We start from the raw sequence: 24503 nt of genomic DNA, 5'->3' as shown, positions 1-24503 counted from the left end.
TATGTGCAGGATATTGTTGGCGGTGCGATGTAGTTATGGCAACAGCCTATATGAAGCAGCAAGTCTGTCTGGAGCCGATAGATTCAGGGTCTACTGAATCAGATTCATCCGCGATTGGAACAGCCGCTTCATCCATCCATTCAGATAATCTCGATTGGCCGTCTGCTCTTTCGGATCACTGGTATCTGCCGGGAAAGGCATCAGGCCACGCACGGCGGCTTCAGTCACACAGAACATTGACTTTTGAAAGCTTTGGCTTAGCTGTACGCGCACGTCGTCTTTTCCACGGACCGATCGGATATAGAGGGTTTGCAAATAGTCGGGCACATAGTGACGCATGTCCTGCATCAGCAGCGTCGGCGGAATGCCCGCTCCACCAATCGGCAGCGGATCGGCAAACAGCGCGCCATAGTCAAAGTGTCCTTGGTCAATCGGAATTTGATGCGCTTGGGCGTTGTAAGAAACCGTGCCGAAAAAAGGCGTGCCTCTAAAAAAGATCGATTCAACGTAGGGAACAGCGGTGTCGAAGAGGAAAGCAAGCTCGGCGCTTTCAGGCAGAATGTCATACTCGCTGCCAGATATAGTGACTTTGTAGACGATAGGCTTACTAGCATTAGCCACTAGTCCAGCTTTGATCAGCTCGATGACTTGATCAATTGTCTTGATCTTACCCTGGTCATAGGCAGCCGAGAGATCCATAAAGATGTCGCTCATTACCCGCCAAAACTGCCCCAGCCCAGAATAGTAAGCAAGCTGACGCACCTGCTCTGGCAGATAGTCTGGAAAGAGTTTGTTGAAAACCAGCAAGATCGGGTTGGTTCTGGCTTTAGCTCGAATCGCAGGCGCACAGCAGGCCCAAAACGCTTCGGAATCTAAATAGGCATCTAGCCCGCCGCCGCCGTGCCACATCATGGTACGCATCACGTATTCTGCATACTCATAGTTAATGCGATCATGCCAGAGGTGCTTGACTATCTTTCTGAGCGTGATTTTGCCATCGAAGTATTTGAACAGTGGAAAAAGGTTTAAGAACTGCGTGTTAGCAATGTGCTGCAAATTGATGGCGTAGGCATCTAAAACAATACCGTAGGCATGCAGTACGCCGACTACTTCGATCAAATTCTCGGGCGTGTTGGGCAATAGCGTACCGCCGGACAGCAGCCGATCGATATAGTCGCCAATCGAATAGCGAGGAGCTGGCTGCAAAGGCGGCGGTGAGAAAGTCGCAATCATGTCGTGATTAAATACATAGGAGAAAAGATAGAAGATCTATCGGTGAGCTAGAAGGTTGCTCAAAAGCTAGAGACTTTAGCGATCGCACCGCTGTTCGAGATACCGTTCAATGTACCGCCAGATGCCTCCCCTATCGACATCACTGGGTTGACGTAATTTGGCACAAAGCTGTTGGTAGTCGATTCCATCCAGCGGGTCAGCCATGCTGGCTGCAATCCGAACGCGAAGATAATCAAGACTAGGGTCATTGCCGGGATGCGATCGCGCCAGCTAACTTTGGGCAGCGTCACTTCTATAGTCCCACCAGTTCCATCAGGCGCAGCATCTAACCTGCCAAAAAACACCCGGTTGATCATCAGCAAAAAGTATACCGACGTGAGGCCAGAGCCCAGCATACAGAACAGCGTCTGCGGCGCTTGGCTCTCAAAGCTGCCTCTAAAGACAATAAATTCAGAGATAAAGCCAATCATGCCCGGAATGCCAGCACTGGCCATCGCCCCTAAAACCATCAGTGAGCCGATAAAAGGCAACCCTCTTTCTGGTGCCATCAGCCCTCGCAGCACCGTTAGATCGCGAGTACCTGTTTTTTTGTAGACCACACCGACCAGTAAAAACATCAGCGCCGAAATCAAACCGTGACTGACCATCTGTAGCACCGTCCCTAAGATACTCAGCGGTGTAATCGCCGCCGCCGCTAGCAAGATATATCCCATATGGCCCACCGAGCTATAGGCCACCATCTTTTTCATATCGGTTTGGGCGATCGCAGCCAAAGATCCATACAGCACGCTCACCACCGCCCACCAAGCCAACAGCGGCGAGAGCGCCATCCACGCCTGCGGGAACAAACCCACGCAAAAGCGCAGCAGCCCATAGGTTCCCAGCTTCAGCAACACTCCCGCTAGCAGCACAGACATAGGCGTTGACGCCTCCACATGGGCATCCGGCAGCCAAGTATGAAACGGAAACAGCGGAATCTTGATGCCAAAACCAATAATCAAAACGCCCAGCAGCACCGTCTGCTGACCCATAGTTAGCGTCTGCGCCAGCGATGGATCATAGTCAAAAGATCCCGTTCCAGACAGCAGTACCAGTCCTAAAAACGCTCCCAGAATCAAAATCCCAGAAAATGCCGTGTAGATCAAAAACTTAGTCGCCGCATAGCCGCGCCGCTCGCCGCCCCAAATTGCAATCAGCAGATAGAGCGGAATCAGCTCTAGCTCATAAAACAAAAAGAACAGCAGCAAATTCTGTGCTAAAAACGCCCCGGCAACTGCGCTAGCAATCAGCAACAGCAAAGCATAGTACAGCCGAGGTCGCCTCACACCGTGGCTGATATAAGCAGACACAAAGCACAGCAGGCTATTGATTACAACCAGAGGCAGGGCAATGCCATCGACTCCCAAAGAATAAGTCAATCCTAACGGCTCCATCCAGGCTAGCTTTTCTAAGAACTGCAGCCCAGAATCTGTAATATCAAACTGGGCAACCAGCACCGCCGTCATGACTAAATTGACACCCAGCGTAATCAGCGCACCTTGTCGAACCTGATCGCTCTCTATCTTTTGAGGCCAGGTGCTAATTAGTAAAGCGCCCAACAGCGGCATCAATATCAGCGCACTCAATATCACCGCAATATCACCATTCGTTCTTTTCCGTTTCCGTCCTTTTCCGTTTCTGCACCTGCCTGCTTCTAAATCTGTCTCACCACATCTGTCTCACCATAAAGTCCAGGTCGTCATCAAAACCAACAGTCCAACCCCTGCCACAATCGTCAGAATGTAGCTTTGTGACTGTCCTGAGGCACTGTATTTCAAGCTTTCGCCCCCAAACAAGGACACTGCGCCAACAAAGTTAACCGCCCCATCCACGACATAGCGATCTATCCAGTTGCTGAGCGCTGATAGCTGTGAAACCAGCCTCACTACCGTTAGCTCGTATAGCTTCTCTGTGTAGAAATCATTGCCTAGCAAATCTTGAACCCAGCGAAGCGGTGCCACGCTAGATCGCGACCAAGCTCGGTTTAACGGTAGATAAAAGCCTAGACCAGTCCCCAAAATGCCAGAACCTACCAGCAGTGCCAGAGCAGCCATATTGAAATATTCAGGCGGAGGCAGCAAAGACACCTGCCGCAGACCAAACGGTAATATCAGCACAAAAATAGACAGCGTCATCATCGGCACCGCCATCAGCCAGCCTACTTCAGGCGTACGCCTAGTTTTCACCTGCGGCTTGCCTAAAAATACCAGCCGAAAAACTCGCACAAGATTGAGGGTACTCAAGAAGTTCACCAGCAGAAATACGCCTACCAGCACTGGATGATCTGCCCACAAAAAATCAATGCCCAGCGCAAACGCCCAAAAGCAGCCAAAAGGAAGAACGCCAGTCAGCCCTAAAGCGCCCGTGAGATAGGTCAAGGTTGTAGCAGGCATCCGCGACCAAATACCCCCTAGCTCTGTGAGATCCTGGTTATGCGTGGTGTAGACCACTGCCCCAATACTCATAAAGATCAGAGCTCTAGCAACCGCATGAGCAAAAAGCAAAAGTAGCGCTACCCCCGGCCACTCAGTGCCAACAGCCACAAACACCAAACCGATATAGGCGCTAGTAGCGTAGGAAAACGCCCGCTTAAAGTCAATCTGGGCCAGTGCGACCAAAGAAGCACCTACGGCTGTGGTTGCTCCAATCGCAATCAAAACGTCCAGCGTAATGGGAGAAATCACCACCACTGGCTGCAGTTTGATCAAGACATAAGCACCACAGGTCACTACTGCCGAATTACGCAAGATAGACGCTGGACTAGGCCCTTCCATCGCTTCATCAAGCCACAGATGCAGCGGAAACTGAGCGCATTTACCCGTCGGCCCGGCAATCAGGGCTAGCCCAGTCAACGTCGCTGCCACCGGAGCGATATCGGCATCTTTGACCCACATATACAGATCGTCAAACCTCAAACTGCCTGCATAGGCGCTAAGAACAACTAGCCCCATCAGCAGCAGCACATCCCCTATTCGCTTAGTCAAAAAAGCGTCCCTCGCCGCCGTAATCACTAGAGGCTGAGCGTACCAAAAACCGACTAGCAAATAGGTAGAGAGCGTCAGCATCTCTAGCAAAAAATAGGTGGAAAACAGAGAGCTGCTAAGAATGACACCGCTAATCGCAGCTTCAAAAAAGCCCATCAGCGCAAAGAAACGGGCAAGCGCCCAGTCCTTTTCTAAGTAGCCCATGCCGTACATCTGAGCAAGCAAGCTCAATCCGGCAGTCAGCCCTAAAAAGATTAAATTGACCTCAGAGAGATCTAGAGAGGCCGAAAGGTCGAGTCCAGCAACCTGTAGCCACTCATAGCTGACAACCTGAGGACCTGTATACCAGACAGCCTGTAGCAGCAAAGCCCCATGCACAGTAGCCAGCGCCGTCATTACGACATTGATATACATAGCTGGCCTAGGCCCAGTCTGACGGATCAACCGAGTCGCCCAGGGAAGTGCTAGCAGCGCGCCTACTAGTCCGTACACCGGAATTAGCCAACTCCACTGAATTAGAAACTGCATTGCAAATACTTCCTAGAAAGACTTTCAAACGAGCACTGCAAATCGGTTCTAAACAGTGACGCTACAAACAGTCGCCCAACCGAACCGATCGACTTCAAGCATCCGATATTCAATCGGCGCATGCAAGACAAAGCGACCAACTCAGCTCATTAAAAAACTAGCTCATCACCCCCCCGGTCTCCAAAATCCAGTATTCATCGAAGTCGGTTCGTGCAAGTTCGCTGGAAATAGACCGGAATTTATTAAGTTAAAGGAATCCCACAGCGTGAGATAGACCTGCTCTTGAAAGCAGACTTCGAAAAGTCAAATATTCAGTTTTATTCCAATCTTTTGCGCTTAATACTGTACCTATAAGTCCTTAGTTGCAGTGCTTTTACTTCTTTAACTAGACCGTTCATATACCTTTAGCCACTCTAGAAAGAAGCACCGAGCATCCGAAGAAGAGCTTCACTGACAGGGGTCAATAATCTGGCTAATCCATTCATAGGGCATATAGAGGCTTCTCTATGCCCGTCTATAGTACCTGATCTGTTGCGGCATTCAGCCGTAGCCCCCTAACAAGCTGGCTTTCTTCTTTTACTCAACTTTACAAAGAAACATAAATTGAAACTATGTCTACATAAGTTTTAACAATGAGGCTTATCAGGGACAATCATTGAGACTTATATTGTCAAAGCGGCGGCGTCATTTTATTCTGAGTTATGACGCAAAGAAGTTATCCAGGCGATCTTAAAAGAATTTTAAAAAGTAGAAACAGCTGATTTTGTACGCACTGTCTACTGAAATCTCCGTGGTCAAGCGAAGGTTTTTCTATCAAAAATTCGACCTGTGATAGCTTTTCTTATTTTAGGAGATTTCGATTAATGCCTATTGCTGTTGGAATGATTGAGACCAAAGGTTTCCCTGCAGTGGTTGAAGCAGCTGATGCCATGGTGAAAGCTGCTCGTGTCACCCTGGTTGGCTACGAGAAGATCGGGAGTGGCCGGGTGACGGTCATCGTTCGCGGTGACGTTTCTGAAGTTCAAGCTTCTGTGTCTGCAGGCGTTGAGAACGTCAAGCGGGTCAATGGCGGCGAGGTACTTTCTACTCACATCATTGCGCGCCCTCACGAGAATTTGGAATTTGTTCTGCCAATTCGATACACAGAGGCAGTAGAACAGTTCCGCTCGTAGGATTTGTCTGCTCGTAGGGATTGTTTTAGAGCTTCTGTTTTTAGAACATTGTCTCTCCCCAGCATCAGGTAGGCATCTGCGAGGGTTAGCCCGAAATAGATTATTGGGCTAACCCTATCCGCATCAATAGGCAGATCAGCTGCCTACTTGTTTGTTTGAGTAAGCATTTTGTTTGTTTTGTTTTATTTGGATCGTTTTTAGGAAAAGGCTATGGCAATTGCAGTAGGTATGGTTGAGACGCTGGGTTTTCCAGCAGTGGTTGAAGCAGCTGATGCCATGGTGAAAGCTGCTCGTGTCACCCTAGTTGGCTATGAGAAGATCGGGAGTGGCCGCGTCACTGTGATTGTCCGTGGTGACGTTTCTGAAGTTCAAGCCTCTGTGGCGGCGGGCGTCGAAAACGTCAAGCGAGTGAACGGCGGTCAAGTGCTCTCAACTCATATCATCGCCCGTCCTCACGAGAACCTGGAGTTTGTGCTACCGATTCGCTATACAGAAGCGGTAGAGCAGTTCCGCGAGAGCGTCAGCGGTATTCGCCCTTACGGTAGATAGGCTCTAGTCCATGCGCCTAGCAAAGGTAAGAGGAACGGTCGTTAGCACCGTTAAAGACGACAGCCTGATGGGGATCAAACTGCTGCTGATTCAGCTAATTAGCGATTCTGGAGATCTCCAAGAAGACTGTGAAGTCGCTGTCGATATGGTTGGAGCGGGTATTGGTGAGTGGGTGCTGGTTAGCCGAGGGAGTGCGGCTCGGCAGCAGCAGAGGCACAATCAAAAGCCAATCGATGCAGCGATAGTTGCCATTATCGATACGGTTAGCTTAGATACTGGCCTCCTCTACGACAAACGAGAAGACTTTAGATAAGCGGTTTTAGACTAGCGATTTTGGGTGAGCACAGCTTTAGGGAAACGCAGCCAAATCTTAGGTAGGTAGGCAAGAGTTTCAGGTAAGACGTTCTAGTTGGGGTAAAAGGGGCAAATGGTCGCCCAGGGTTTAAGACAAAGTACGGCTCCCGCTATCCCACGGCTGAGCCTTTCCGCTAGTCCAAAGGTAGAGTCTTCTGCTGATGTTCACGAATTCTCTTTTATAGAGGGTAGTGTACGTATCGGTTCAGAGGTGATGGTTGCGCCTGGAACTGCTGTTACAGCAGAGCAAGGTGCTTCTGTCTTTGTAGGCGATCGCGCCAGGCTATTACCGGGAGTATTGATTGAGGGGGTTGCTGGCGCACAGGTAAGAGCTAGTGGTAACGGCAATCAGGGGGGGCAGGCTTATTCCGTCTATATAGGGACCAACAGCGTTATTGCTCACAAATCAATCGTTCGCAGTCCAGCTTTCGTTGGTACCAACTGCTTTGTTGGATTTCGCTCAACGCTGTTTAATGCCAGACTAGGCGATGGCTGCGTCGTGATGATGCATGCTTTGATCCAAGATGTCGAAATTCCTCCCGGTAGGTGTGTGCCTTCTGGCAGCATCATCACCTCCCAACATCAGGCCGATCAGCTACCTAAAGTTCGCTCTGAAGATCTCGAATGTGCCCAAGAGGTCATCGGCTCAAGTCAGTCCTTATCGTCTAGGAAACGCGCTAGAACCGTTCCTAGCCATTCATCTAGTTACCCGTCTAGTTCCCCATCTCAAACTAGCCGCGCGTCTGAAGGCGCACCACGTCGCCAATATAATCAACTCTCTACTGCCACTGAAGGAGCAGCCATGCAAGCCCAAAGACTCTCATCCGAAATTGTTCAGCAGGTGCGATCGTACCTTGCCCAAGGATATCGCGTCGGTATGGAGCACGCGGATAAGCGGCGCTATCGCAGCGGCGTCTGGGAAACTTGCACCCCCATCAAAGACACTAGAGAGCAGGCAGTCTTTAGCGCTTTAGAGAACTGCTTAGCAGAACACACAGGCGAATACGTTCGGATGTTTGGGATTGATCCGGCCCGCAAGCAAAGAGTGGGCATGGTCACCGTACAGCGACCGGGCGATGCGCCAATCGCTAAAACAGCCGCCTCGGGTGGCTCATATGGCAGTCAGTCTTATGGCAAGCAGTCTTACGGCAATCAGTCCTACGGCAGCAATGGTGGGTCTAGCCAAAGTAGAGGTAGCCAGAGCAGAGGGGGCCAAAGTAGAGGTAGCCAGAGTGAGGGCAGTCTATCTGCTGGCGTCGTTCAAGAAGTTCGCAATTTGTTGAACGGCGGCTATCTGATTGGCACAGAGCACGCCGGTCCGCGCCACTATCGCAGCAACGTCTGGAAAGTTTGCTCTCCAATTGAGTCAAGAAACGAAAGAGAAGTCTTTTCTAGATTAGAACACTGCCTAGACGAGCACAGCGGTGAGTACGTTCGGATGTTTGGCATCGATTCTGGATCAAACAGCCGTACGGCGACAACGACTATTCAAAGAGCGGATGGTAAACCAGTAGAGATAGACGCGCGGCCTATAGCCAACGCCTCTAGTCAGTCTCAGTCAAACGGATACGCCCAGCCAAATCAAAGCTATGCTCAAGGTGGAGGCAATGCAAGCGGCGAAGTTAGCCAGGCGGTGAGTCGAATTATTCACAGCGGCAACCATGTCGGCGTAGAGATCGCCGACAAACGACGCTACCGCAGCGGCATCTGGCAGACAGCACCTTCGATCAGTGCCAGCAGTGAATCTGCCGCAGTCAATCAGCTACAAAGATTTCTAGATCAGAACGCCGATAAGTATGTGCGAATCTTTGGCATCAATATTCAGACCAAGACGCGCGGGGCCGCAACCACCATTCAAAAGCCCGGACAGAAGTCAGCGCAGGGTGGCTCGTCTGCTTCTGGTAGCGGTGTTTCGACCAGCGGTAGAGCCGCCGCGCGCGGACCGATCAATGCGAACCCACCGCATTACGACGATCCGGCTTATCTAAATCACGGTAATGGCGGTGGCATGGACGCTGCGGTGATGGATCAGGTGACTCAGCTCATCAACCAGGGCCATAGGATTTCGATCGAATTTGCTGACAAGCGGCGCTATCGTAGCGGCATTTGGAAAACTGGGCCTGCGATCAATGCCCGGCGTCCGGCTGAAGCGATTTCTGCGTTGGGCAAGCAGCTAGCACAGCACAGCAACGATTACGTGCGTTTGGTGGGCATCGATCCTAACGCCAAGCGGCGAGTCACAGAGCTAACCATTCAAAAACCAGGTCAAAAGGTTGCTCCAAGCGGTGGTCGGAACAATCAGCCTGGCTCGCGTAGGGTTACTTCTACAGGTCGTGATCCAATCAACAGCAATCCGCCTCACTATGACGACCCGGCTTTTCGCGGTCAGCCTAGCAGCTATGGTCAGAGCGGTGGCTATAATAGCAATGGCCAAAACGGTGGCCAGAACGGTGGCCAGAACGGTGGCATGGAGTCTAGCGTGATGGATCAAGTCACTCAGCTCGTCAGTCAGGGTCATAGGATTTCGGTAGAATTTGCCGACAAGCGACGCTATCGCAGCGGCATCTGGAAAACGGGTGAAGCGATCACTGCGCGCCGTCCGGCTGAAGCAATTTCTGCACTAGGTAAGCAGCTAGCGCGTCATCAGGGCGAGTACGTGCGCTTGGTGGGCGTAGACCCTCAGGCTAAGCGTCGCGTTCTAGAGACGACTATTCAGCGTCCTTAGTCTGCTGTCGCTTGATTAATGCTGTGTGGTCGTAATGCAATCGTCGAACCCTTATCTACATCAGCCGCCGCGCTTAGTTAGCGATACTCACTACTGTGTGGTGGGTGATGTGACGGTGGATTCGACAGCCGCGATCGCACCTGGCGTAGTCTTACAAGCCCCTTCAGGTAGCCGGATCGTTATCGAAAAAGGAGCGTGCCTAGCAGGTGGCGTTTGCTTACAGTCTCGCCAAGGCGTTCTGACGATTAGTGCAGGTACGAGTCTAGGAGCGAATGTATTAGTCATCGGTCACGGCACTATTGGTAAGAATGCCTGCATCAGCCCTAGCACTACCCTAATCAATCCCCAGATTGAACCAGATGCCTTAGTGCCGCCTGGCGCTGTAATTGATCAAACAGCATCGGCTCAAGCAGCGTTCGTTCAAACAGCAGGCCAGTATGCCTCTCAATCCTATGGCGCTTCCCAATCGCAATATGGGCAATCAGAATATGGAGCGAACGGCACGCAGTCGCCTACAGACGATGATTTTGTCAACACCTTCGTAGAGCCGCCTCCAGTTGGACCAAAACCAATCGAAACGCCAGACTTGAGCGATCAAAACGGACAGTATCAAGAGTCAGCGGCCACTCAAAACGGCTACGGTCGCTTGACGAATGACGTACAATTAAACAACTCATCTACTAACGGCGGTGGTTCGTCTAGTAGTGGAATCGGACAGAATGGATCGTCTTCTCTCGCTATTCAATCAAATGGGTCTGTCTATGGGCGTGAGCAAGTTAGTCAGCTTATCTCTACTCTGTTCCCTAACCGGCAGCCCTCAAAAGGCTCATGACCCGAGGGTCGCCTGAATAACAGAAGCATAAAATACTCACAACGACAGTTAGCCACCTTAGAGGCTCGTCATGCGCTCAGACGCTACTCCTTCTCCGCAAAATCAAGCTGTTAGAATGACTGCCAAACGGCGTAATCCGCTACGAGATACGGCGCTTGGTATGGTATCGACCACTAGCTTTCCAGCGATTATTGGCATTGCCGATGCCATGCTCAAATCGTCTAGCGTATTTTTAGTTGGTTACGAAAAAACGGGGGGCGGTCACTGTACGGCGATTGTTCGAGGCGGGGTTGCCGATGTCAGAATGGCCGTGCATGCGGGTGAGCGAATGGCTAGAGAGTTTGGCCAGTTTATATCGTCGTCGCTTATCCCTAGGCCCCCTGCTAATCTTGAAGCGGTGCTGCCGATCATGCCGCGCATGCAAGATCTAGAAGGCGCGGGCAGCTTGATGGGCGGAGAAGCGATTGGACTGCTTGAGACCAGGGGCTTTCCAGCGATGGTCGGAGCAGCAGATGCCATGACAAAGTCGGCAGAAATTACGCTAATTTCACACGAGACAATTGGCGGTGGCCTCTGCACTATTATCATTCAGGGCTCTCTTTCTAACGTGGCGATCGCGGTCGAAGCCGGGATGAACGAAGCCGAGCGCATTGGCGAACTCAACTCAGTCATGGTGATTCCTAGACCGCTAAGCGATCTAGAAAGAAGCCTGCCGAAGACGAAGAAGGTAGAGACTCAAGTACCGCTTAAGCTGCCGTTGAAACTAGAAGAGAAGCAGCCAGCAGAAGAGCGTCAGAAGGAATTGGTTCCAGCCAAGAACGAAGAGCTAGAGCCTTTGAAGCGAGAGGCCGTTGTGATGCCTGAAGTCGTTATCCCTGAACTCGAAACCGAGGAACTGTGACCTCGACTCCGCTCGGCCACCGGGTCAGGAGCATATCTTACAGAGCTATATCTCTACGAGGGCCGTATCTTTACGGGGGCTGAGCGGAGTCGTTCGCGCTGCGTTGCCTTAGGCATTAGCCCAAACCCCGCCTGAACTCCCTTACTCGCTCAATCACTTTCTCTTCTAATGCCGGATCTTCAGCTAGGAACCATTCAATCCACTTTTCCTTTTGAAACCAGGTGCGCTGGCGCTTAGCAAACTGACAGGTGTGCTGAATAATCGCCTCAATGGCTGACTCTAGAGAGCACTTTCCTGATAGATGCTCCGCAATTTCGGCATATCCCAAGGTTTTCAACAGCGGCAGCGCTGAGCCGTACTTTTCTACTAGGTGCGAGACTTCCTGAACCAGGCCCATCTCTATCATTTGATGGGTGCGGATGGCTATGCGCGATCGTAATACATCCGGCTCGCAGGCAAGTCCTATATATAGGATCGGATAGACCGGTGGATCTTCACCTTGCTGACTAGAAATCGTCTGACCGCTAACATAGAAAACTTCTAGCGCCCGTAGAGTCCGCACTTGGTCGTTTGGGTGGATGCGGCTAGTCGCTTGGGGATCTACCTGGTGCAAAAGCTGATAGCAGTGAGGCTGTCCAAGCAACTGAAGCTGCGATCGCAATTGTTCATGGGGTGCGACTCTAGGTATTTTTAGACCTTTGGCGATCGCATTCACGTATAGCCCAGTGCCACCAACGAGTAGAGGCGTTCTTTCCTGCCGCTGATGCATCAATGCGATTACCGCCCGCGCCTGCTGCTGATAGGCCGCCACCGTCAGCGCTTCAGTCGGCTCGCAAATGTCCACAAAGTGATGCTTTACCCGCTGGCGATCCGCTACAGAAGGTTTAGCTGTGCCAATATCGAACTCTCGATAAACCTGCCGAGAGTCAGCACTTAAAATCGCCGCCGGTAGTTGGTCTGCTAGCGCCAGTGCCAGCCCCGATTTTCCCGACGCCGTTGGGCCGACAATAATAATCAAATGCGGCTTAGTCTCGGCTTGATCCAACTGTATTGAGAGACGTATTGAGCAGCGATTAGCTGGCGCTATTCTATCACCCGGCAAACGTACGGTCGCTGCTGCCCTTACGAGTAATAAGACTATATGCGACTCATCACTTTCAACGCTATCTACCTAGGCTGGGACAAAGGAGGTTTCGGTTAGCGCCTCTGCTTCAACCCCCAACAGAATCGCTAGCGTCTCGTCGCCAAAATCAATCAGCGCGTTCTGCTTATCTTGGCTCACTGATAGTTGACCAAAACTCAGCGTGCCAAACAGACCAATCAAGTCAGTGCCGATCTCAAAGTCAGTAATCGTATCAGTGCCGTCGCCAAAGGCCAAGACAAAGGTGTCGCTGCCGCTGCCGCCAGAATTGTCATCACCGGTTAAGACATCATTGCCAAGGCCGCCCCAGATCAGGTCGTCGCCGTCGTCGCCCCAGATGAAGTCGTCACCAGCATCGCCATAAAGTGAATCGTTACCGGATTTGCCCCCGATGCGATCGCTCCCGTTGCCGCCATAGATAATGTCATCGCCGCCGACTGTTCCACCCGAACTGCGGCTGTTGCGATCGCCCCGCAGTATGTCGTCACCGTCCTCACCAAACAGCACATCATCCCCTAGACCGCCAGCGACAGTGTCATCGCCGCCCAGCGCATAAATCACGTCAGACTGACCTTGTCCTATCAGGGTTTCAGCAGCGGCTGAGCCTTCAGTGACCGTTGCATTCGCTGGCGTCGGCACTACGTCCAAAAAGACCGCCGTGGGCACACCCCAGTTGCCGTCAGCATCCTGCCCTTCCACGAAAATGGTGTAGCGCCCCGGCATAAAGTCAGTCGTATCAATTGTCGCAGCGAGGGACTCTTCAGCGCTGTCAAAAGTGCCGTCGGCAGCCGCCATTGTAAACAGCTCAGCACCAGGTATCCAAGCAGGCTCATTAATGGAGTAGCGCCCGGCAGCAATGTTTTGAAACGTCGATGGCGTCTCGTCTTCGCCGTTACCGATCGCGTCGCTGTCGGCATAGCGGGCATCATCGGCGATCGCCGATAGCTCTACAGCCGTACCCGCAGTGACTTGAGGCCGGGCGATCATCCCTTCTAGGACTTCGGGGCCAAAGGGTGTTTGATAGGGACGCCTCGCTGCTTTGGCCGTGTAATACATAGCCGGGATGTTGTCAGGTAGGATTTCGTTCTCAAAGTCCTCACTGGGCTGAAAGAAACTAGTGCCTATCTCCAGCGTGAAACCAGGAATGCCAAAATTCGCATAGGCCCAGTCATCTGTCGCACCGCCCACCGCGCCAAATACTTGTGCCGGTAGAGCGTCATAGGGTTCTCCAACCGCGCCTGTGAAAAAACTGTACCGCCGAGCTAGATTGCTCAGCTCCTCATCATTGGGGGCAATCAGTCCCTCGGCCCAGCCCCAAGAATAGAGAATGGCCTCGGCAAAGCTATGGTAGTCGATGTAAATGCCGGAAATGTCGTCTGGAACCGGTGCATAAACCCGTTCTAGTTCAGGCGTTGGGTCGTTGAGCAGCTCGGGGCCATTAGGTTCAAACAGGGTTGCCACGTACTCGCTAGCGGCAGTACTTTCAGGTTCTGAAAAAGGGCCGCTACCGTGATAAGCCGTCGAGGCGGGGTTGTCACTAGAACCGATGCCCGTTGTCCCATCCGCCGCAACGCCATTAAACCACTCAAAGCCGTAGTTGCGGTTAAGGTCCACTCCGTAGGTTGGGAAAGGAGCTGGTTCAGCGCCCGGCTGAGGATTGGGATTCGTGTTTTTACGCCACAGATAGCCCTGCTCGGCAATCTTACGCCCGTCGGGATTGACGATAGGAACGATGTGAACTTCGTTGTAGTCCAACAGCCAGGTGGTGTCTGGGTCAACGCCGTAGCCTGCAACCAGCTCCTCAGCAAAGCGAGTAACTAGCTCAGTGGTGGTGTATTCTCGCGCGTGAATTGCCGCCTGCATGTAGAAAACCGGCTTGTCTTCGTCGCCAGCGGGCGTGAATTCCTCGTTAGTGAGCTTAAGCGCAAAGATGTCATAACCTTCCGCGCCGCCCGGTGTGAGTTTGTCGTAGGTATCGCCAATATCGATCCATGAAGCCAGTGTCGGATTAGCAGTCGCCAGCGCCTCTAAGTCGCCATAGGTTTCTTCTACCGTGCGATAGCTAGGAAAAAACGGAATGGCCGCATCGAAAATTGTGCCTTCAATATCTTCTGCTACTACCGCGTTGTAGGCCGAGTCTGTGCTGCTGACTTCGACGCCGATTGTGGTGGCTTCTTCTCCTTCCTCTAGACCATCTTGAACAGCAGTAAAGGTGACTAGCTGCGGCGTTTCCCAATTTGTGGGCGTAAAGATAAGCGGTTCAATCGCTGCGACTTCGGTAGTATCGGTCGTGAAGCTGACGCTCACCGCTTCGGTAGGGGCCGTGGCTAGCTCTACAATCAGGGTCTGCTCGGTGCCGCCCTCACTCAGGCCAAACTGCTCACCAGGCACCGAAACAGATACATCCGGTGCCAGCGGAATCCCCTCCACGTTGTCGAGCACCCAGGTGTCGCCATCGTCATTTTCCATGACAAAACCTACATAAATCGATTCTTCAATGTAGGCGCTCAGATCCACCTCAAAGGTTTGAAAATCACCTGTGAAGTCATCGGAGGTGTAGGCGGCAACGGTCTCATAGCTAGCCTGATCGCTTTGATCGCCAGTAGAAACTTGAACCGCGAAATCCGTTGGCCCATCACCTGCAAACGTCAGCGCATCGAATGAGAGGGTGCTGTTTGCCGCATCGGGCTGCAGCAGCGTAGTCACCAGCCAATCTTGAGCGAGACCATCCTCGATGTCTTCACCAAATACGAAGGCAACGTCATTGCCACCCAAAGAACCAACCGACCAGTCTTGATTACCTGGAAAGTAACTCTCGCCTACATCCGTCTCCCCCTCGCCGCTGAAGGACGTCCAGCCAGAAGGAGGAAAGTTACCGGTAAAGTCTTCTTCTAGCAAGGTTAGGGAAGAGTCCGCCATAATTATTGAAACCGTTACGATAGTTGCCGTCTAGTGAATGTCATTACTGAAGCGGTGAGGAAAGTGGCTGTGATTCCTCAGACTTGACTGTATGAACTAGGTGTATGAATGTTATCTGGGCTACCAAGCAATGTCCCTGATTTTTACGCTGAATGTCGTTAAATCGAATACACTTTGGCGAGAAGCCTTGCTGAACTTTTGATGAATGCATTGACACCGCTCGTAGCGCTGCTGCTAGGCGTGCAGCCATCACAGAATCCTGCTCTAGGGCTATTTGAGCTGCCAGATGGTGAGCATTATTACGTGGAACCGATATCTAGTGAGCTGACGGGCGATCGCACTCTCTTCCTACAAAAATGGGGACGTATTGTCGTAGGCGTCGATACGATTTCATCCTTCAATTCGACTTGTTTCAAAGGCTTTGTTGAAGCGGATGCGATTGTGAATGCGACGCGCGTTCTCCCGCCCTATACTCCAAATGCCGAATGGACGTATCAGCCAGGCGAAATGACTAATTTAAGTAACTATGACAGGCGCATAGAAGCGATCGCCGCCACCGATAGAGCTGCCTTAGATATCTGCCTAGAGGTTTTTGCGCGCTAACCCATCTCAATACTCAAGATGATGGTGGTCTGAATTCATGCTGCAAGTGTTACCTAGGATCGATCTTTTTGGAACCGAGCCGTGATTTCTAAGTAACTGCACCAGCTAATAGGTACTCATTAGATACACCTGATTTGGGAGCCCTATATAAGGTTAAATTTGCAGACGAACTCATCTACCAAAAAATAGGGGGTTGCAACCCTCTGTCAAATAATGCGCTGAAACCGCTCTAAAATCGCTTTTAACACCGATGTGCTAGAATTCATAGGCACATTATCCTCATGACCCACTAAAACCGCCTTAAGACCTCTAAGGAAATAGCTCCCACAACCACACATAAAGCTGGCCAAACTAAAACAGTTAATCCGCTACCAGCCAAACCCAACTTAGCCAAGCCCAAGGCTAACCAAATTAAACTGGCCAAATCAAAACAATCAAACTTTAAAACAGCTAAGTCAAGATAGCTGATCAGAACAATCTGCGATCACCTGCGAACAAACAAGACCGCCCCGTAAAGACCGCATTCATAAAGATCGCAAAAGAACACAAACATACCAGCCTAAGGAAACCGGTCGCCACTGACCCTCAGGAGAATACGTATGGCAAACAACTACGGCGCTCAGCAGATTCAAGTACTAGAAGGGCTTGAGCCTGTTAGAAAACGCCCAGGCATGTATATCGGTAGTACGGGCCCGCGCGGCCTGCACCACCTGGTATACGAGGTTGTTGACAATGCAGTCGATGAAGCCCTAGCTGGCCACTGTACTCATATTACCGCTGCGCTAAACGCAGATGGCTCAGTCACCGTAACCGATGATGGTCGAGGCATTCCTACAGACATTCATCCCACTACTGGCAAATCAGCTTTAGAGACCGTACTCACCGTCCTGCACGCGGGCGGTAAGTTCGGTGGTGACAGTGGCTACAAAGTATCGGGCGGCTTGCACGGCGTTGGGGTTTCGGTAGTCAACGCGCTCTCCGAATGGGTAGAAGTGACCGTCTGGCGCGAGGGCAAAGTTCACACTCAGCGATTCGAACGCGGCAACCCGATCGGCAAGCTAAAGACAGCAAAAGGCAGCAGCAAAACGGGTACGGAAGTCACGTTCAAGCCAGATGAGACTATCTTTACGCACACGGTCGAATTCGACTATGACACCATCGCCAGACGTCTGCGAGAGCTAGCCTACTTGAACGCGGGCGTCGATATCACCTTTACAGACTATCGTCTCGATCTGCTCAAAGCTGACAAGCCTCGGATCTCTCACTACTTATATGAGGGCGGCATCAGAGAGTACGTCGAATACATCAACAACGAAAAAGAGCCGCTGCACCCCGATGTGATCTACGTGAACTCGGATAAGAATGGTGTCCAGGTAGAAGCGGCGCTGCAGTGGTGCGGCGATGCTTTTTCTGACAACCTGATGGGATTTGCTAACAACATTCGCACCGTGGATGGTGGCACTCACCTAGAAGGACTGAAAACGGTTTTGACTCGTACCATGAACGTGATTGCGCGCAAGCGCAAGAAACGTAAGGACGCCGAGTCAAACATGGCGGGTGAAAATATCCGCGAAGGGTTGACTGCTGTCGTGTCGGTGAAAGTGCCAGAGCCCGAATTCGAGGGCCAGACCAAGACAAAGCTAGGCAATACTGAAGTGCGCGGTATTGTCGATTCTTTGGTCGGTGAGGCGCTGACGGAGTACTTGGACTTTAACCCTAGCGTGGCCGATGCCATTCTAGAAAAGGCGATTCAGGCGTTCAATGCGGCTGAGGCGGCGAAGAAGGCGCGCGATCTAGTTCGGCGCAAGTCGGTGCTAGAGTCTTCGACTTTGCCGGGTAAGCTCTCTGACTGTGCGTCTCGTGATCCTAGCGAATCAGAAATCTTTATTGTGGAGGGTGATTCTGCGGGCGGTAGTGCGAAGCAGGGACGCGATCGCAGATTCCAAGCTATCCTGCCGCTGCGAGGCAAAATCCTCAACATTGAGAAAACCGACGACTCCAAGATCTACAAAAATAACGAAGTCCAGTCGCTAATTACCGCCTTAGGACTCGGCATCAAGGGTGAAGACTTTGCCCCAGATAACCTGCGCTACCATCGCATTTGTCTGATGACCGATGCAGACGTAGACGGTGCTCATATCCGTACTTTGCTGCTCACCTTCTTCTACCGCTACCAGCGCGATCTGGTTGATCAAGGCTATATCTATATCGCCTGCCCACCGCTCTACAAACTAGAGCGCGGTAAAAATCACACCTACTGCTATAGCGAAAAAGAGCTACAAGACGGCATTAACGCCCTGCCTACGAATGCAAAGTACAACATCCAGCGATTCAAAGGACTCGGTGAGATGATGCCGCAGCAGCTATGGGACACCACCATGAACCCAGAGACCAGGACGCTAAAGCGAGTAGAAATCGAAGATGCCGCCGAAGCGGATCGAATCTTTACGGTGCTGATGGGCGATCGCGTTGCCCCGCGTCGTGATTTCATCGAAACCTACGGGCCTAGATTGAACATGGCCGATCTCGATATCTAATGGTAATGAGCTAGTAGAAATAGCAGCGTACTACAAACAACAGCCTCTACCGCTCAAGCAAGCAGTAGAGGCTGTTTTGACAACTGAATTTTTAATGAGCTAATTCAACAAAAACTCGTTCGATAAAGCAATCAAGGCCCTAAATTATGAAGTACCTTCTAGCTTTTCTTGCTCTTTGACCGCGTCGATGCGATCGCCTTCGCCTTTGTTCAGCTTTAGCTTTTCACCAACGCCTGCAATCTTGGACTCCACATCGTTCTTGGCAAAATAACCAGAGAGAAACGTGCTAACCGCAGATAGCACCACCGGACCCAGGATAAAGCCGATCAGTCCGTTTACGGTAAAACCAGGCACTAGAACAGAAGCGAGCCAGAAGCACAAGCCATTAACTACTAGAGAAAATGCGCCTAGCGTCAGAAAGGTGACGGGTAGCGACACCAGCTTTAGCACTGGTTTGACAGAACCGTTGACGACACCGAGAGAAACCGCTGCTAGCAGCGCAGCCGTAAAGGTGGCAATGCCGACACCAGGAACAACCAGGTCAACGACCAAGATGCTCAAAGCGGTGATCAGCGTAGTTACGAAAAATCCCAACATATTTGTTTTACTCTTCTTTTTAAGGGTGAATGATTGAAAGCGATTCTAGATAGCTTTTAAGAGATAGTTTCTAGAATCTAGAAAGCGCCAGGTAAAACTAGCTAGCATCTGGTAGCTGCGCTGTCTCATAGTGCTTTGAAATCGCCCATACGCCGTGGATGCAGCCAGGGACATAACCCAAAAATGTCAAGCCTAGATTGATGAAAAACGCTGGGCTAATGCCGTAGGTTAGAAAAACGCCAAGGGGGGGTACAAAGATGCCTAGAATGTAGCGAATAAGTTTGTTCATGTAATTGTCTCCTTTGCTTTACTCTTCAACAATGACAGAACTCTTTGGTTTAGCAGGTGTAGGAAACCCGCTAAAGTAGCCCAATAAATGACGAGCTGGCGGCTTTCACTACTGCTTTTCACTCAGAAGTGTTCGGTCAGACGATTTGGCTGGCGATTCATAGGAACAGCTTTTGAACAAGCGATCGCAGCCAAACCACCCAGCCACTACTCTCAAGTATCGCTAGAAGTACGGGGCCCAACATCCATCCGAGTGAGGAAACACTAGGTAAAACCACTACCTCCGATGGACGTAATCAGGCAGCGAGGGAGCTACAGCCGTAACCTACGCTACCTTTTTTTTTCGGCGGCTTCCTGAGCTGACCTTCTAAAGAGCGATCTAAAAGGCAACTCGTTTGGTGAGTATTGTCATCACTTCGTTGGGTCTGCCAGTGGGAAGAGGGCGACTCCAGTCATTGGGCTCTGCGTAGCCAAGCTGGTGTAATCGCTGAATCGTGGTTTGGGTACCGCTGGGCGTGCCCAGCAGCAGATGGCGAACCTGTTCTCTCGCTGGCTGCGGCCTAGGCGGATAGTTTGCAGCAGAGCCGGATAGGACGGTGGGCGCGGCGATCTTCTCTGTAGCTGTCTGGTCGCCTGAAACTGTGGACGCATCTGCGTCCGGGAAGGGAAGTGTAAACATGAGAATCTGGTCTCCGAATTGAATAGGGTTTAGGAAACCAGAACCCAAGCGACTTTAGCCACCTCGCGAAATATGTGCAAATTCGGAGTCGCTAAAGTACACTGCCCTTAGCTCCCGGACTGGCTCTTTCAGTTCGTGAAGTTAGCCGTCGGTAGGTGTCGCAAGCACTTGCCGATGGCGCTGAAGCCAAATGAGTTCTGACAAAATGGTGGTGATAGGCATCACACACCTTAGCTATTGAAGATAGAGCGATTTTCGCATCGAGTCAAGTAAGAGGAAGTCAAGCGTCGTTTGCACCCGTACGCTTGCTTTGCTACAAATCATGCTTTCTCCTAAGCGCTTGCCACTTTGCCTCATCACTATTTATCTGGACAGTCTCAGACGGCAAATTAGCAAACCAGTTTGCAAGCGCTTTAATCCTGTAGCCTTCTGAACCTGTCTGCTCTGCCAATCTCGGAGATGATTCTGGCTCGGAGAAAGAGTGATTAGAAGTACTGCTTTCTTCAATTTGGGACTGCGTCGATTGAAGAACAATAATCTCAACGTCTCCAGGGGCAAGATTTACCGGCTCGGATATAATCAGTTTCCCGGTACTATCTATCTTTCCGTGAAGCTTCAGCGCTTGCATTGCGTCACCCCTACATAAGCAGTTCATCAGTCAGTATAGATATGCTACCGTTTGCTCAGCCAACTTCTGATGCAATTATCAGAACTTATGGATACGGTATGCTAGTTGACACAGGCACTCTGGCTAATATCCTATGTCTTCTCTAGAAAGTTACACAGTCGTGTTACGTCCTGACGATAACGGAACCTTCGTTGCCTACGTTCCAGCGATTGAAGGATGTCATGCCTGGGTCCAAACATCCGAAGAAGCTAGAACAGAGCTAGTCAACGTATTCGATATGATTCGTGACGAATATGCGGAAGAGGAAAAGTCGCTGCCTAGTGACGTTGAGCTTGCGGTAGCCAGTGCCCGCTAAAGCAAAAGAATTAGAGCGAGCTGCGGAGAAACTAGGTTTTGTGAAGGCAAGACAAAAAAGGTAGTCATGACAATGGAGTGACTGATGGACGAGCAACGACTATTCCAATACATGGAAACGCAGAGATAGGCGGTGGGCTCTTTAAATCGATTCTGAAACAGCTAGGAATCTCAGAGAGTGAGTTCCAAAAGTTGAAGAAGTAGATGAGCCGAGCAATCTATCATAGAAAGCTCAAGCACCCACGCGCAGCACATTGAATATTCGAGAGTGATCTAGGCGGGCGATCGCACACCTTCCATCCCAGTCATTTTGCTAATGACCTGTAATAATCAACAGTAGACAGTCGGTATTGAGCCAAGTTTGCAGTCATGGTACAGACACCCACAAGAAACCTCACGCTAGAAGAATTCTTACAGCAGCCTGAGACGAAGCCTGCGAGCGAATACATTGACGGTCAAATTATTCAAAAGCCGATGCCAAAAACAGCGCACAGCGTTATTCAAGCAGACCTCACAACTGCTATCAACGCGGCGATTAAAGCTAATCAAGTCGGACGAGCCCTGCCAGAACTTCGCTGTACATTTGAGGACCGCTCAATCGTGCCTGATATAGCCGTACTTCCTTGGTCAGCAATTCCCAGACAAGAAGATGGCAAAGTCGCAGGAGAGCTTCACCATGCGCCCGATTGGATGATTGAGATTCTGTCGCCGAGGCAGAACCAGACGAAAGTAGTCAAAAAGATTATGTACGCACTAGCGCACGGCACTCAAATGGGCTGGCTAATCGACCCGGAGGAAGAATGCGTTTTTGCCTATACGCCTGACTTGCGGGCCGTACTGTATGAAGCCTCGGATGCACAGTTACCAGTACCAGAGTTTGCGACAGCCTTTCAGCTAACGGTGGGTGAGCTAGTAGCTTGGCTGTATGAGTAGAGAAAACCAACCTGAGTGACATGACTGATACCAACTATTTACCAACCAGCATCCGGTTAGCCCATAGAGGATACGAGGCTAGCGCCGTAGTTGATCCGACTGATGGATATTTGCAAGGTATGGTTGAAGGACTCGAACAAGACTTGCTGTCCTTTGATGGCGATGACATTGCAGAGTTAGCCGCTAATTTCAAAACTGCTGTTGATGAATATTTAGAAGATTGCGCTGAGCGAGGTGTCGAAGCGGAGAAGCCTAAGATCAGTGCTCCCGCTTGAATTTCCGTTCCTCATAGGTAGGAACCAAAGATCCTAAAAGTGGATCTAGAAACATGAAATATCTAATTGTTATCGAAAAAACTCGAACAGGATTTTCGGCATACTCCCCTGACATTCCCGGATGCGTAACCACAGGTGCTACACAGGCAGAAACGGCGGAGAATATGGAAGAGGCTATCTCGTTTCATCTAGAAGGACTCAAAATTGAGGGCGAACCGTTGCCTGAGGGTTCTGGTGTGCTTGGTTGTGTGGGAGATGCGATCTCTTAACCGACTCGGTACCGCTAAACCGCCGCTAAACGGGCGATCGCACTAAAACACCCATGCCTTCCAATAGCTGCGGCTCCTCTTCTAACGCGACCTTTGTGATCGCCAGATAGTCACTCAGCCAGTCTTGCAGTTCATCTAGCGCCGCATCTCGCTTTTCCGTCGCCGCCTGCGCTTCTCCTTTCTCTCTTTCTTGGACTAGATTGGCCTGCTCAATCACCGCTAGCTCAGCCAGCCCAGCCTTCAGCTTTGGTTCAGTGATGCCAAATTCTTTTAGTTCAGAGAGAACGGCTTTATTGTCTAGCGCATTCTTGTAAAACTGATTCGCCTGCGCCATCCAGCCCGAGAGACTTTTCTTGCGGGTGCCGCCCAGATCTAGCTGAGTAGCTACGCCGGAATTGCGTTTGAAAGCGACACGCGCCACTTTTAGAAACCGCATGTATGATTTCTTGGCAGTTTCCCAAGCTTCGTTCACGTCAGTCGTTGCCGAGATCTGACCACCTGCCTCGGACTGCTGGGCGAGCTGAGCGGCGGCGGCTGTACTGTAGAGCTGTTTGCCCTGTTGGATTTTTGCCTTGGTGTAGCCGAAGTCGCTTAGATATCCAAGCACTTTTGGATTGTTCAAGGCGTTGTCGATGGCGAGCTGGGCGTCGCTGAGCAGGGTGTCGATGCTGAAATCTTTACGCATGGGTAGACCAAAGTAGGGTGTCGATGCCGTTTCAGCGTTCCCGCGTCTGTAGTGTAGAACTCATTTGCAGCGGAATTGATGCCGGGTGCGACTGAGCAAGTCCCGTTGGTGACTGAGGAGTTCCCGAGTGCAACCGATGAAGTCCCGTTGGTGAATGAATCATTCCCGCGTGTGACTGAGCAAGTCTCGTTGGTGACTGAGCTATTCCCGAGTGCGTTTGATAAAGTCCCGGCAGCGACTGGAGGTTTCCCGTATGAGAATGAGGACATGCCGACAGTTGCTCGGTTTCCACAGCCAAAAAAGTCTCGACGGCTAGGCCGATGAGATAGCTAGCATGTCAGCTCAACTGGTGAGCGCTTCTAATCATTAGGAGATTGTTGAACTGCTGCGGACTGGGCTGTAGTCGCTGATTGATTGTCCTCTAAAAGAGACTGCAAGTAGGATTCGATCTGATCGTAATGTTGTTGTAGTTGAGTATTGCCAGGGGCGATTTGGAGCGATCGCCCCCACAATGATAGGGCCATCTCCAAGCAATCAATCGCCGACTTCAATTCCTCTTGCTGCATCAGCAAATCTGCCAACCTCTGCAGCGAATTGCCCTTGTTGTTCAGCACTTCTACATCGTCTAAGCCTCTCTCTAGCGCTGCATCATACGCCGCAATCGACGCCCCATAGCTCTCTCTAGCCGCACTATGTTCTGATAGCATCGCCTGCAATTCCGCCAACTTCGACAGTGAAAGGTCTTTGTTGTTCAGCGCGCTCACATAGTCTGAGGCTCTCTCTAGCGCTGCATCATACGCTGCAATCGACGCCCCATAGCTCTCTCTGGCCGCACTATGTTCCAATAGCATTGCTTGCAAGTTCGCCAAACCCTGTAGCGAACTGCCCTTGTTGTTCAACGCATACACATCGTCTGGGGCTCTCTCTAGTACTGCGTCATACGCTGCAATCGACGCCCCATAGCTCTCTCTGGCCGCACTGTGCTCTGATAGCATCACCTGCAATTCCGCCAAACCTTGTAGCGAAAGGCCCTTGTTGTTCAGCGCACTCACATAGTCTGAGGCTCTCTCTAGCGCTGCATCATACGCTGCAATCGACGCCCCATAGCTCTCTCTGGCCGCACTATGTTCCAATAGCATTGCTTGCAAGTTCGCCAACTTCTGTAGCGAACTGCCCTTGTTGTTCAACGCATACACATCGTCTGGGGCTCTCTCTAGCGCTGAATCATATGCCGCAATCGACTCTCCATAGCTCTCTCTGGCCGCACTATGCTCCGAT

25 protein-coding genes are annotated in these 24503 nt (G+C 51.1%); 14 read left to right on the top strand and 11 right to left on the bottom strand.

Features of this window, described 5'->3' with window-relative positions; genetic code table 11:
* Positions 1–90 precede the first annotated feature (90 nt).
* From IQ256_RS21730 to IQ256_RS21720, 3 genes are all read right to left on the bottom strand, one after another.
* Positions 91–1233: a CO2 hydration protein gene (locus IQ256_RS21730; RefSeq protein ID WP_193857785.1), complete on the bottom strand. Its 1143-nt coding sequence runs from the start codon at positions 1231–1233 to the stop codon at positions 91–93.
* A gap of 59 nt (positions 1234–1292) precedes the next feature.
* Positions 1293–2864 carry an NADH-quinone oxidoreductase subunit M gene (locus IQ256_RS21725; RefSeq protein ID WP_370623516.1) on the bottom strand — a complete coding sequence of 524 codons (1572 nt, stop codon included), beginning with the start codon at positions 2862–2864 and terminating at the stop codon, positions 1293–1295.
* Between the two features lie 87 nt (positions 2865–2951).
* Entirely contained in the window at positions 2952–4784 is a 1833-nt protein-coding gene (locus IQ256_RS21720; protein ID WP_193857784.1) for an NAD(P)H-quinone oxidoreductase subunit F, read from the bottom strand.
* An 863-nt stretch (positions 4785–5647) separates the two neighbouring features.
* Between IQ256_RS21720 and IQ256_RS21715 the strand changes: the two genes are divergently transcribed.
* The 6 genes from IQ256_RS21715 to IQ256_RS21690 all read left to right on the top strand — a co-directional run bounded on the left by IQ256_RS21715 (position 5648) and on the right by IQ256_RS21690 (position 11317).
* Positions 5648–5956 (top strand): carbon dioxide-concentrating mechanism protein CcmK, encoded by a 309-nt coding sequence (locus IQ256_RS21715; RefSeq protein ID WP_038015833.1) that lies wholly within the window; start codon positions 5648–5650, stop codon positions 5954–5956.
* 210 nt (positions 5957–6166) lie between these two features.
* Entirely contained in the window at positions 6167–6505 is a 339-nt protein-coding gene (locus tag IQ256_RS21710) for a carbon dioxide-concentrating mechanism protein CcmK (protein ID WP_006454499.1), read from the top strand.
* A gap of 10 nt (positions 6506–6515) precedes the next feature.
* The gene (locus IQ256_RS21705) at positions 6516–6818 is read left to right on the top strand and encodes a EutN/CcmL family microcompartment protein (protein WP_193857783.1); all 303 of its coding nucleotides are present in this window, start codon (positions 6516–6518) and stop codon (positions 6816–6818) included.
* A gap of 114 nt (positions 6819–6932) precedes the next feature.
* Positions 6933–9584 carry a ribulose bisphosphate carboxylase small subunit gene (locus IQ256_RS21700; protein ID WP_193857782.1) on the top strand — a complete coding sequence of 884 codons (2652 nt, stop codon included), beginning with the start codon at positions 6933–6935 and terminating at the stop codon, positions 9582–9584.
* 34 nt (positions 9585–9618) lie between these two features.
* Complete coding sequence (locus tag IQ256_RS21695) at positions 9619–10416, top strand: hypothetical protein (RefSeq protein WP_193857781.1); 798 nt, start codon at positions 9619–9621, stop codon at positions 10414–10416.
* Positions 10417–10486: 70 nt separating this feature from the next.
* Positions 10487–11317, top strand: coding sequence for a carbon dioxide-concentrating mechanism protein CcmK (locus IQ256_RS21690; protein ID WP_228025150.1), 831 nt, complete (start codon positions 10487–10489; stop codon positions 11315–11317).
* 115 nt (positions 11318–11432) lie between these two features.
* On the opposite strand, the gene miaA is transcribed toward IQ256_RS21690, so the two are convergent.
* Positions 11433–12362 (bottom strand): tRNA (adenosine(37)-N6)-dimethylallyltransferase MiaA, encoded by a 930-nt coding sequence (gene miaA / locus IQ256_RS21685; protein WP_228025149.1) that lies wholly within the window; start codon positions 12360–12362, stop codon positions 11433–11435.
* 126 nt (positions 12363–12488) lie between these two features.
* A complete protein-coding gene (locus IQ256_RS21680) occupies positions 12489–15377 on the bottom strand; it encodes a M14 family zinc carboxypeptidase (protein WP_193857780.1) in 2889 nt (962 codons plus the stop codon).
* 201 nt (positions 15378–15578) lie between these two features.
* Here IQ256_RS21680 and IQ256_RS21675 point away from each other — a divergent pair, with 201 nt between their 5' ends.
* Both IQ256_RS21675 and gyrB read left to right on the top strand, forming a co-directional pair.
* Positions 15579–15980 (top strand): hypothetical protein, encoded by a 402-nt coding sequence (locus IQ256_RS21675; protein ID WP_193857779.1) that lies wholly within the window; start codon positions 15579–15581, stop codon positions 15978–15980.
* A gap of 599 nt (positions 15981–16579) precedes the next feature.
* The gene (gyrB, locus tag IQ256_RS21670) at positions 16580–18517 is read left to right on the top strand and encodes a DNA topoisomerase (ATP-hydrolyzing) subunit B (protein ID WP_193857778.1); all 1938 of its coding nucleotides are present in this window, start codon (positions 16580–16582) and stop codon (positions 18515–18517) included.
* Between the two features lie 144 nt (positions 18518–18661).
* Here the strand turns inward: gyrB and IQ256_RS21665 are convergent, their stop codons facing one another.
* From IQ256_RS21665 to IQ256_RS21650, 4 genes are all read right to left on the bottom strand, one after another.
* On the bottom strand, positions 18662–19114 hold the full coding sequence (locus IQ256_RS21665) for a phage holin family protein (protein WP_193857777.1): 453 nt from the start codon (positions 19112–19114) through the stop codon (positions 18662–18664).
* Between the two features lie 97 nt (positions 19115–19211).
* Positions 19212–19403: a YqaE/Pmp3 family membrane protein gene (locus tag IQ256_RS21660; RefSeq protein ID WP_193857776.1), complete on the bottom strand. Its 192-nt coding sequence runs from the start codon at positions 19401–19403 to the stop codon at positions 19212–19214.
* A gap of 378 nt (positions 19404–19781) precedes the next feature.
* Positions 19782–20081 (bottom strand): hypothetical protein, encoded by a 300-nt coding sequence (locus tag IQ256_RS21655; protein WP_228025148.1) that lies wholly within the window; start codon positions 20079–20081, stop codon positions 19782–19784.
* Between the two features lie 313 nt (positions 20082–20394).
* The gene (locus tag IQ256_RS21650; protein WP_193857775.1) at positions 20395–20709 is read right to left on the bottom strand and encodes a hypothetical protein; all 315 of its coding nucleotides are present in this window, start codon (positions 20707–20709) and stop codon (positions 20395–20397) included.
* Positions 20710–20842: 133 nt separating this feature from the next.
* Between IQ256_RS21650 and IQ256_RS21645 the strand changes: the two genes are divergently transcribed.
* The 5 genes from IQ256_RS21645 (at position 20843) to IQ256_RS21625 (ending at position 22540) form a co-directional block, all read left to right on the top strand.
* Positions 20843–21064 (top strand): type II toxin-antitoxin system HicB family antitoxin, encoded by a 222-nt coding sequence (locus tag IQ256_RS21645; RefSeq protein WP_193857774.1) that lies wholly within the window; start codon positions 20843–20845, stop codon positions 21062–21064.
* A gap of 77 nt (positions 21065–21141) precedes the next feature.
* Positions 21142–21267 (top strand): type II toxin-antitoxin system HicA family toxin, encoded by a 126-nt coding sequence (locus IQ256_RS30500; protein WP_370623515.1) that lies wholly within the window; start codon positions 21142–21144, stop codon positions 21265–21267.
* A gap of 165 nt (positions 21268–21432) precedes the next feature.
* The gene (locus IQ256_RS21635; RefSeq protein ID WP_193857773.1) at positions 21433–21996 is read left to right on the top strand and encodes a Uma2 family endonuclease; all 564 of its coding nucleotides are present in this window, start codon (positions 21433–21435) and stop codon (positions 21994–21996) included.
* A 20-nt stretch (positions 21997–22016) separates the two neighbouring features.
* Positions 22017–22271, top strand: a complete 255-nt coding sequence (locus IQ256_RS21630; protein ID WP_193857772.1) for a hypothetical protein — start codon at positions 22017–22019, stop codon at positions 22269–22271.
* A gap of 53 nt (positions 22272–22324) precedes the next feature.
* Positions 22325–22540 (top strand): type II toxin-antitoxin system HicB family antitoxin, encoded by a 216-nt coding sequence (locus IQ256_RS21625; protein ID WP_193857771.1) that lies wholly within the window; start codon positions 22325–22327, stop codon positions 22538–22540.
* Positions 22541–22565: 25 nt separating this feature from the next.
* On the opposite strand, the gene IQ256_RS21620 is transcribed toward IQ256_RS21625, so the two are convergent.
* A complete protein-coding gene (locus tag IQ256_RS21620; protein ID WP_193857770.1) occupies positions 22566–23225 on the bottom strand; it encodes a hypothetical protein in 660 nt (219 codons plus the stop codon).
* 78 nt (positions 23226–23303) lie between these two features.
* On the opposite strand from IQ256_RS21620, the gene IQ256_RS21615 reads away from it, so the two are divergent.
* A complete protein-coding gene (locus IQ256_RS21615; RefSeq protein ID WP_193857769.1) occupies positions 23304–23549 on the top strand; it encodes a hypothetical protein in 246 nt (81 codons plus the stop codon).
* A gap of 35 nt (positions 23550–23584) precedes the next feature.
* Here IQ256_RS21615 and IQ256_RS21610 read toward each other — a convergent pair.
* The coding region (locus IQ256_RS21610) for a hypothetical protein (RefSeq protein WP_228025147.1) at positions 23585–24503 on the bottom strand (919 nt) is incomplete at its 5' end.

The sequence above is a fragment of the cf. Phormidesmis sp. LEGE 11477 genome (genome assembly GCF_015207105.1).
Taxonomy (GTDB): Bacteria; Cyanobacteriota; Cyanobacteriia; order Phormidesmidales; family Phormidesmidaceae; genus Phormidesmis.
The sequence above is the reverse complement of the archived record's forward strand: the minus strand, read 5'-3'. Positions and strand labels throughout refer to the sequence as shown.

What these genes read in the sequence shown, in the direction of transcription:
- IQ256_RS21730 (WP_193857785.1), bottom strand. Translation starts at nt 1,233, where the DNA reads ATGATTGCGACTTTCTCACCGCCGCCTTTGCAGCCAGCTCCTCGCTAT.
- IQ256_RS21720 (WP_193857784.1), bottom strand. Translation starts at nt 4,784, where the DNA reads ATGCAGTTTCTAATTCAGTGGAGTTGGCTAATTCCGGTGTACGGACTA.
- IQ256_RS21715 (WP_038015833.1), top strand. Translation starts at nt 5,648, where the DNA reads ATGCCTATTGCTGTTGGAATGATTGAGACCAAAGGTTTCCCTGCAGTG.
- IQ256_RS21710 (WP_006454499.1), top strand. Translation starts at nt 6,167, where the DNA reads ATGGCAATTGCAGTAGGTATGGTTGAGACGCTGGGTTTTCCAGCAGTG.
- IQ256_RS21705 (WP_193857783.1), top strand. Translation starts at nt 6,516, where the DNA reads ATGCGCCTAGCAAAGGTAAGAGGAACGGTCGTTAGCACCGTTAAAGAC.
- IQ256_RS21700 (WP_193857782.1), top strand. Translation starts at nt 6,933, where the DNA reads ATGGTCGCCCAGGGTTTAAGACAAAGTACGGCTCCCGCTATCCCACGG.
- IQ256_RS21695 (WP_193857781.1), top strand. Translation starts at nt 9,619, where the DNA reads ATGCAATCGTCGAACCCTTATCTACATCAGCCGCCGCGCTTAGTTAGC.
- IQ256_RS21690 (WP_228025150.1), top strand. Translation starts at nt 10,487, where the DNA reads ATGCGCTCAGACGCTACTCCTTCTCCGCAAAATCAAGCTGTTAGAATG.
- IQ256_RS21680 (WP_193857780.1), bottom strand. Translation starts at nt 15,377, where the DNA reads ATGGCGGACTCTTCCCTAACCTTGCTAGAAGAAGACTTTACCGGTAAC.
- IQ256_RS21675 (WP_193857779.1), top strand. Translation starts at nt 15,579, where the DNA reads ATGAATGCATTGACACCGCTCGTAGCGCTGCTGCTAGGCGTGCAGCCA.
- gyrB (WP_193857778.1), top strand. Translation starts at nt 16,580, where the DNA reads ATGGCAAACAACTACGGCGCTCAGCAGATTCAAGTACTAGAAGGGCTT.
- IQ256_RS21665 (WP_193857777.1), bottom strand. Translation starts at nt 19,114, where the DNA reads ATGTTGGGATTTTTCGTAACTACGCTGATCACCGCTTTGAGCATCTTG.
- IQ256_RS21660 (WP_193857776.1), bottom strand. Translation starts at nt 19,403, where the DNA reads ATGAACAAACTTATTCGCTACATTCTAGGCATCTTTGTACCCCCCCTT.
- IQ256_RS21655 (WP_228025148.1), bottom strand. Translation starts at nt 20,081, where the DNA reads ATGTTTACACTTCCCTTCCCGGACGCAGATGCGTCCACAGTTTCAGGC.
- IQ256_RS21650 (WP_193857775.1), bottom strand. Translation starts at nt 20,709, where the DNA reads ATGCAAGCGCTGAAGCTTCACGGAAAGATAGATAGTACCGGGAAACTG.
- IQ256_RS21645 (WP_193857774.1), top strand. Translation starts at nt 20,843, where the DNA reads ATGTCTTCTCTAGAAAGTTACACAGTCGTGTTACGTCCTGACGATAAC.
- IQ256_RS21635 (WP_193857773.1), top strand. Translation starts at nt 21,433, where the DNA reads ATGGTACAGACACCCACAAGAAACCTCACGCTAGAAGAATTCTTACAG.
- IQ256_RS21630 (WP_193857772.1), top strand. Translation starts at nt 22,017, where the DNA reads ATGACTGATACCAACTATTTACCAACCAGCATCCGGTTAGCCCATAGA.
- IQ256_RS21625 (WP_193857771.1), top strand. Translation starts at nt 22,325, where the DNA reads ATGAAATATCTAATTGTTATCGAAAAAACTCGAACAGGATTTTCGGCA.
- IQ256_RS21620 (WP_193857770.1), bottom strand. Translation starts at nt 23,225, where the DNA reads ATGCGTAAAGATTTCAGCATCGACACCCTGCTCAGCGACGCCCAGCTC.
- IQ256_RS21615 (WP_193857769.1), top strand. Translation starts at nt 23,304, where the DNA reads ATGCCGGGTGCGACTGAGCAAGTCCCGTTGGTGACTGAGGAGTTCCCG.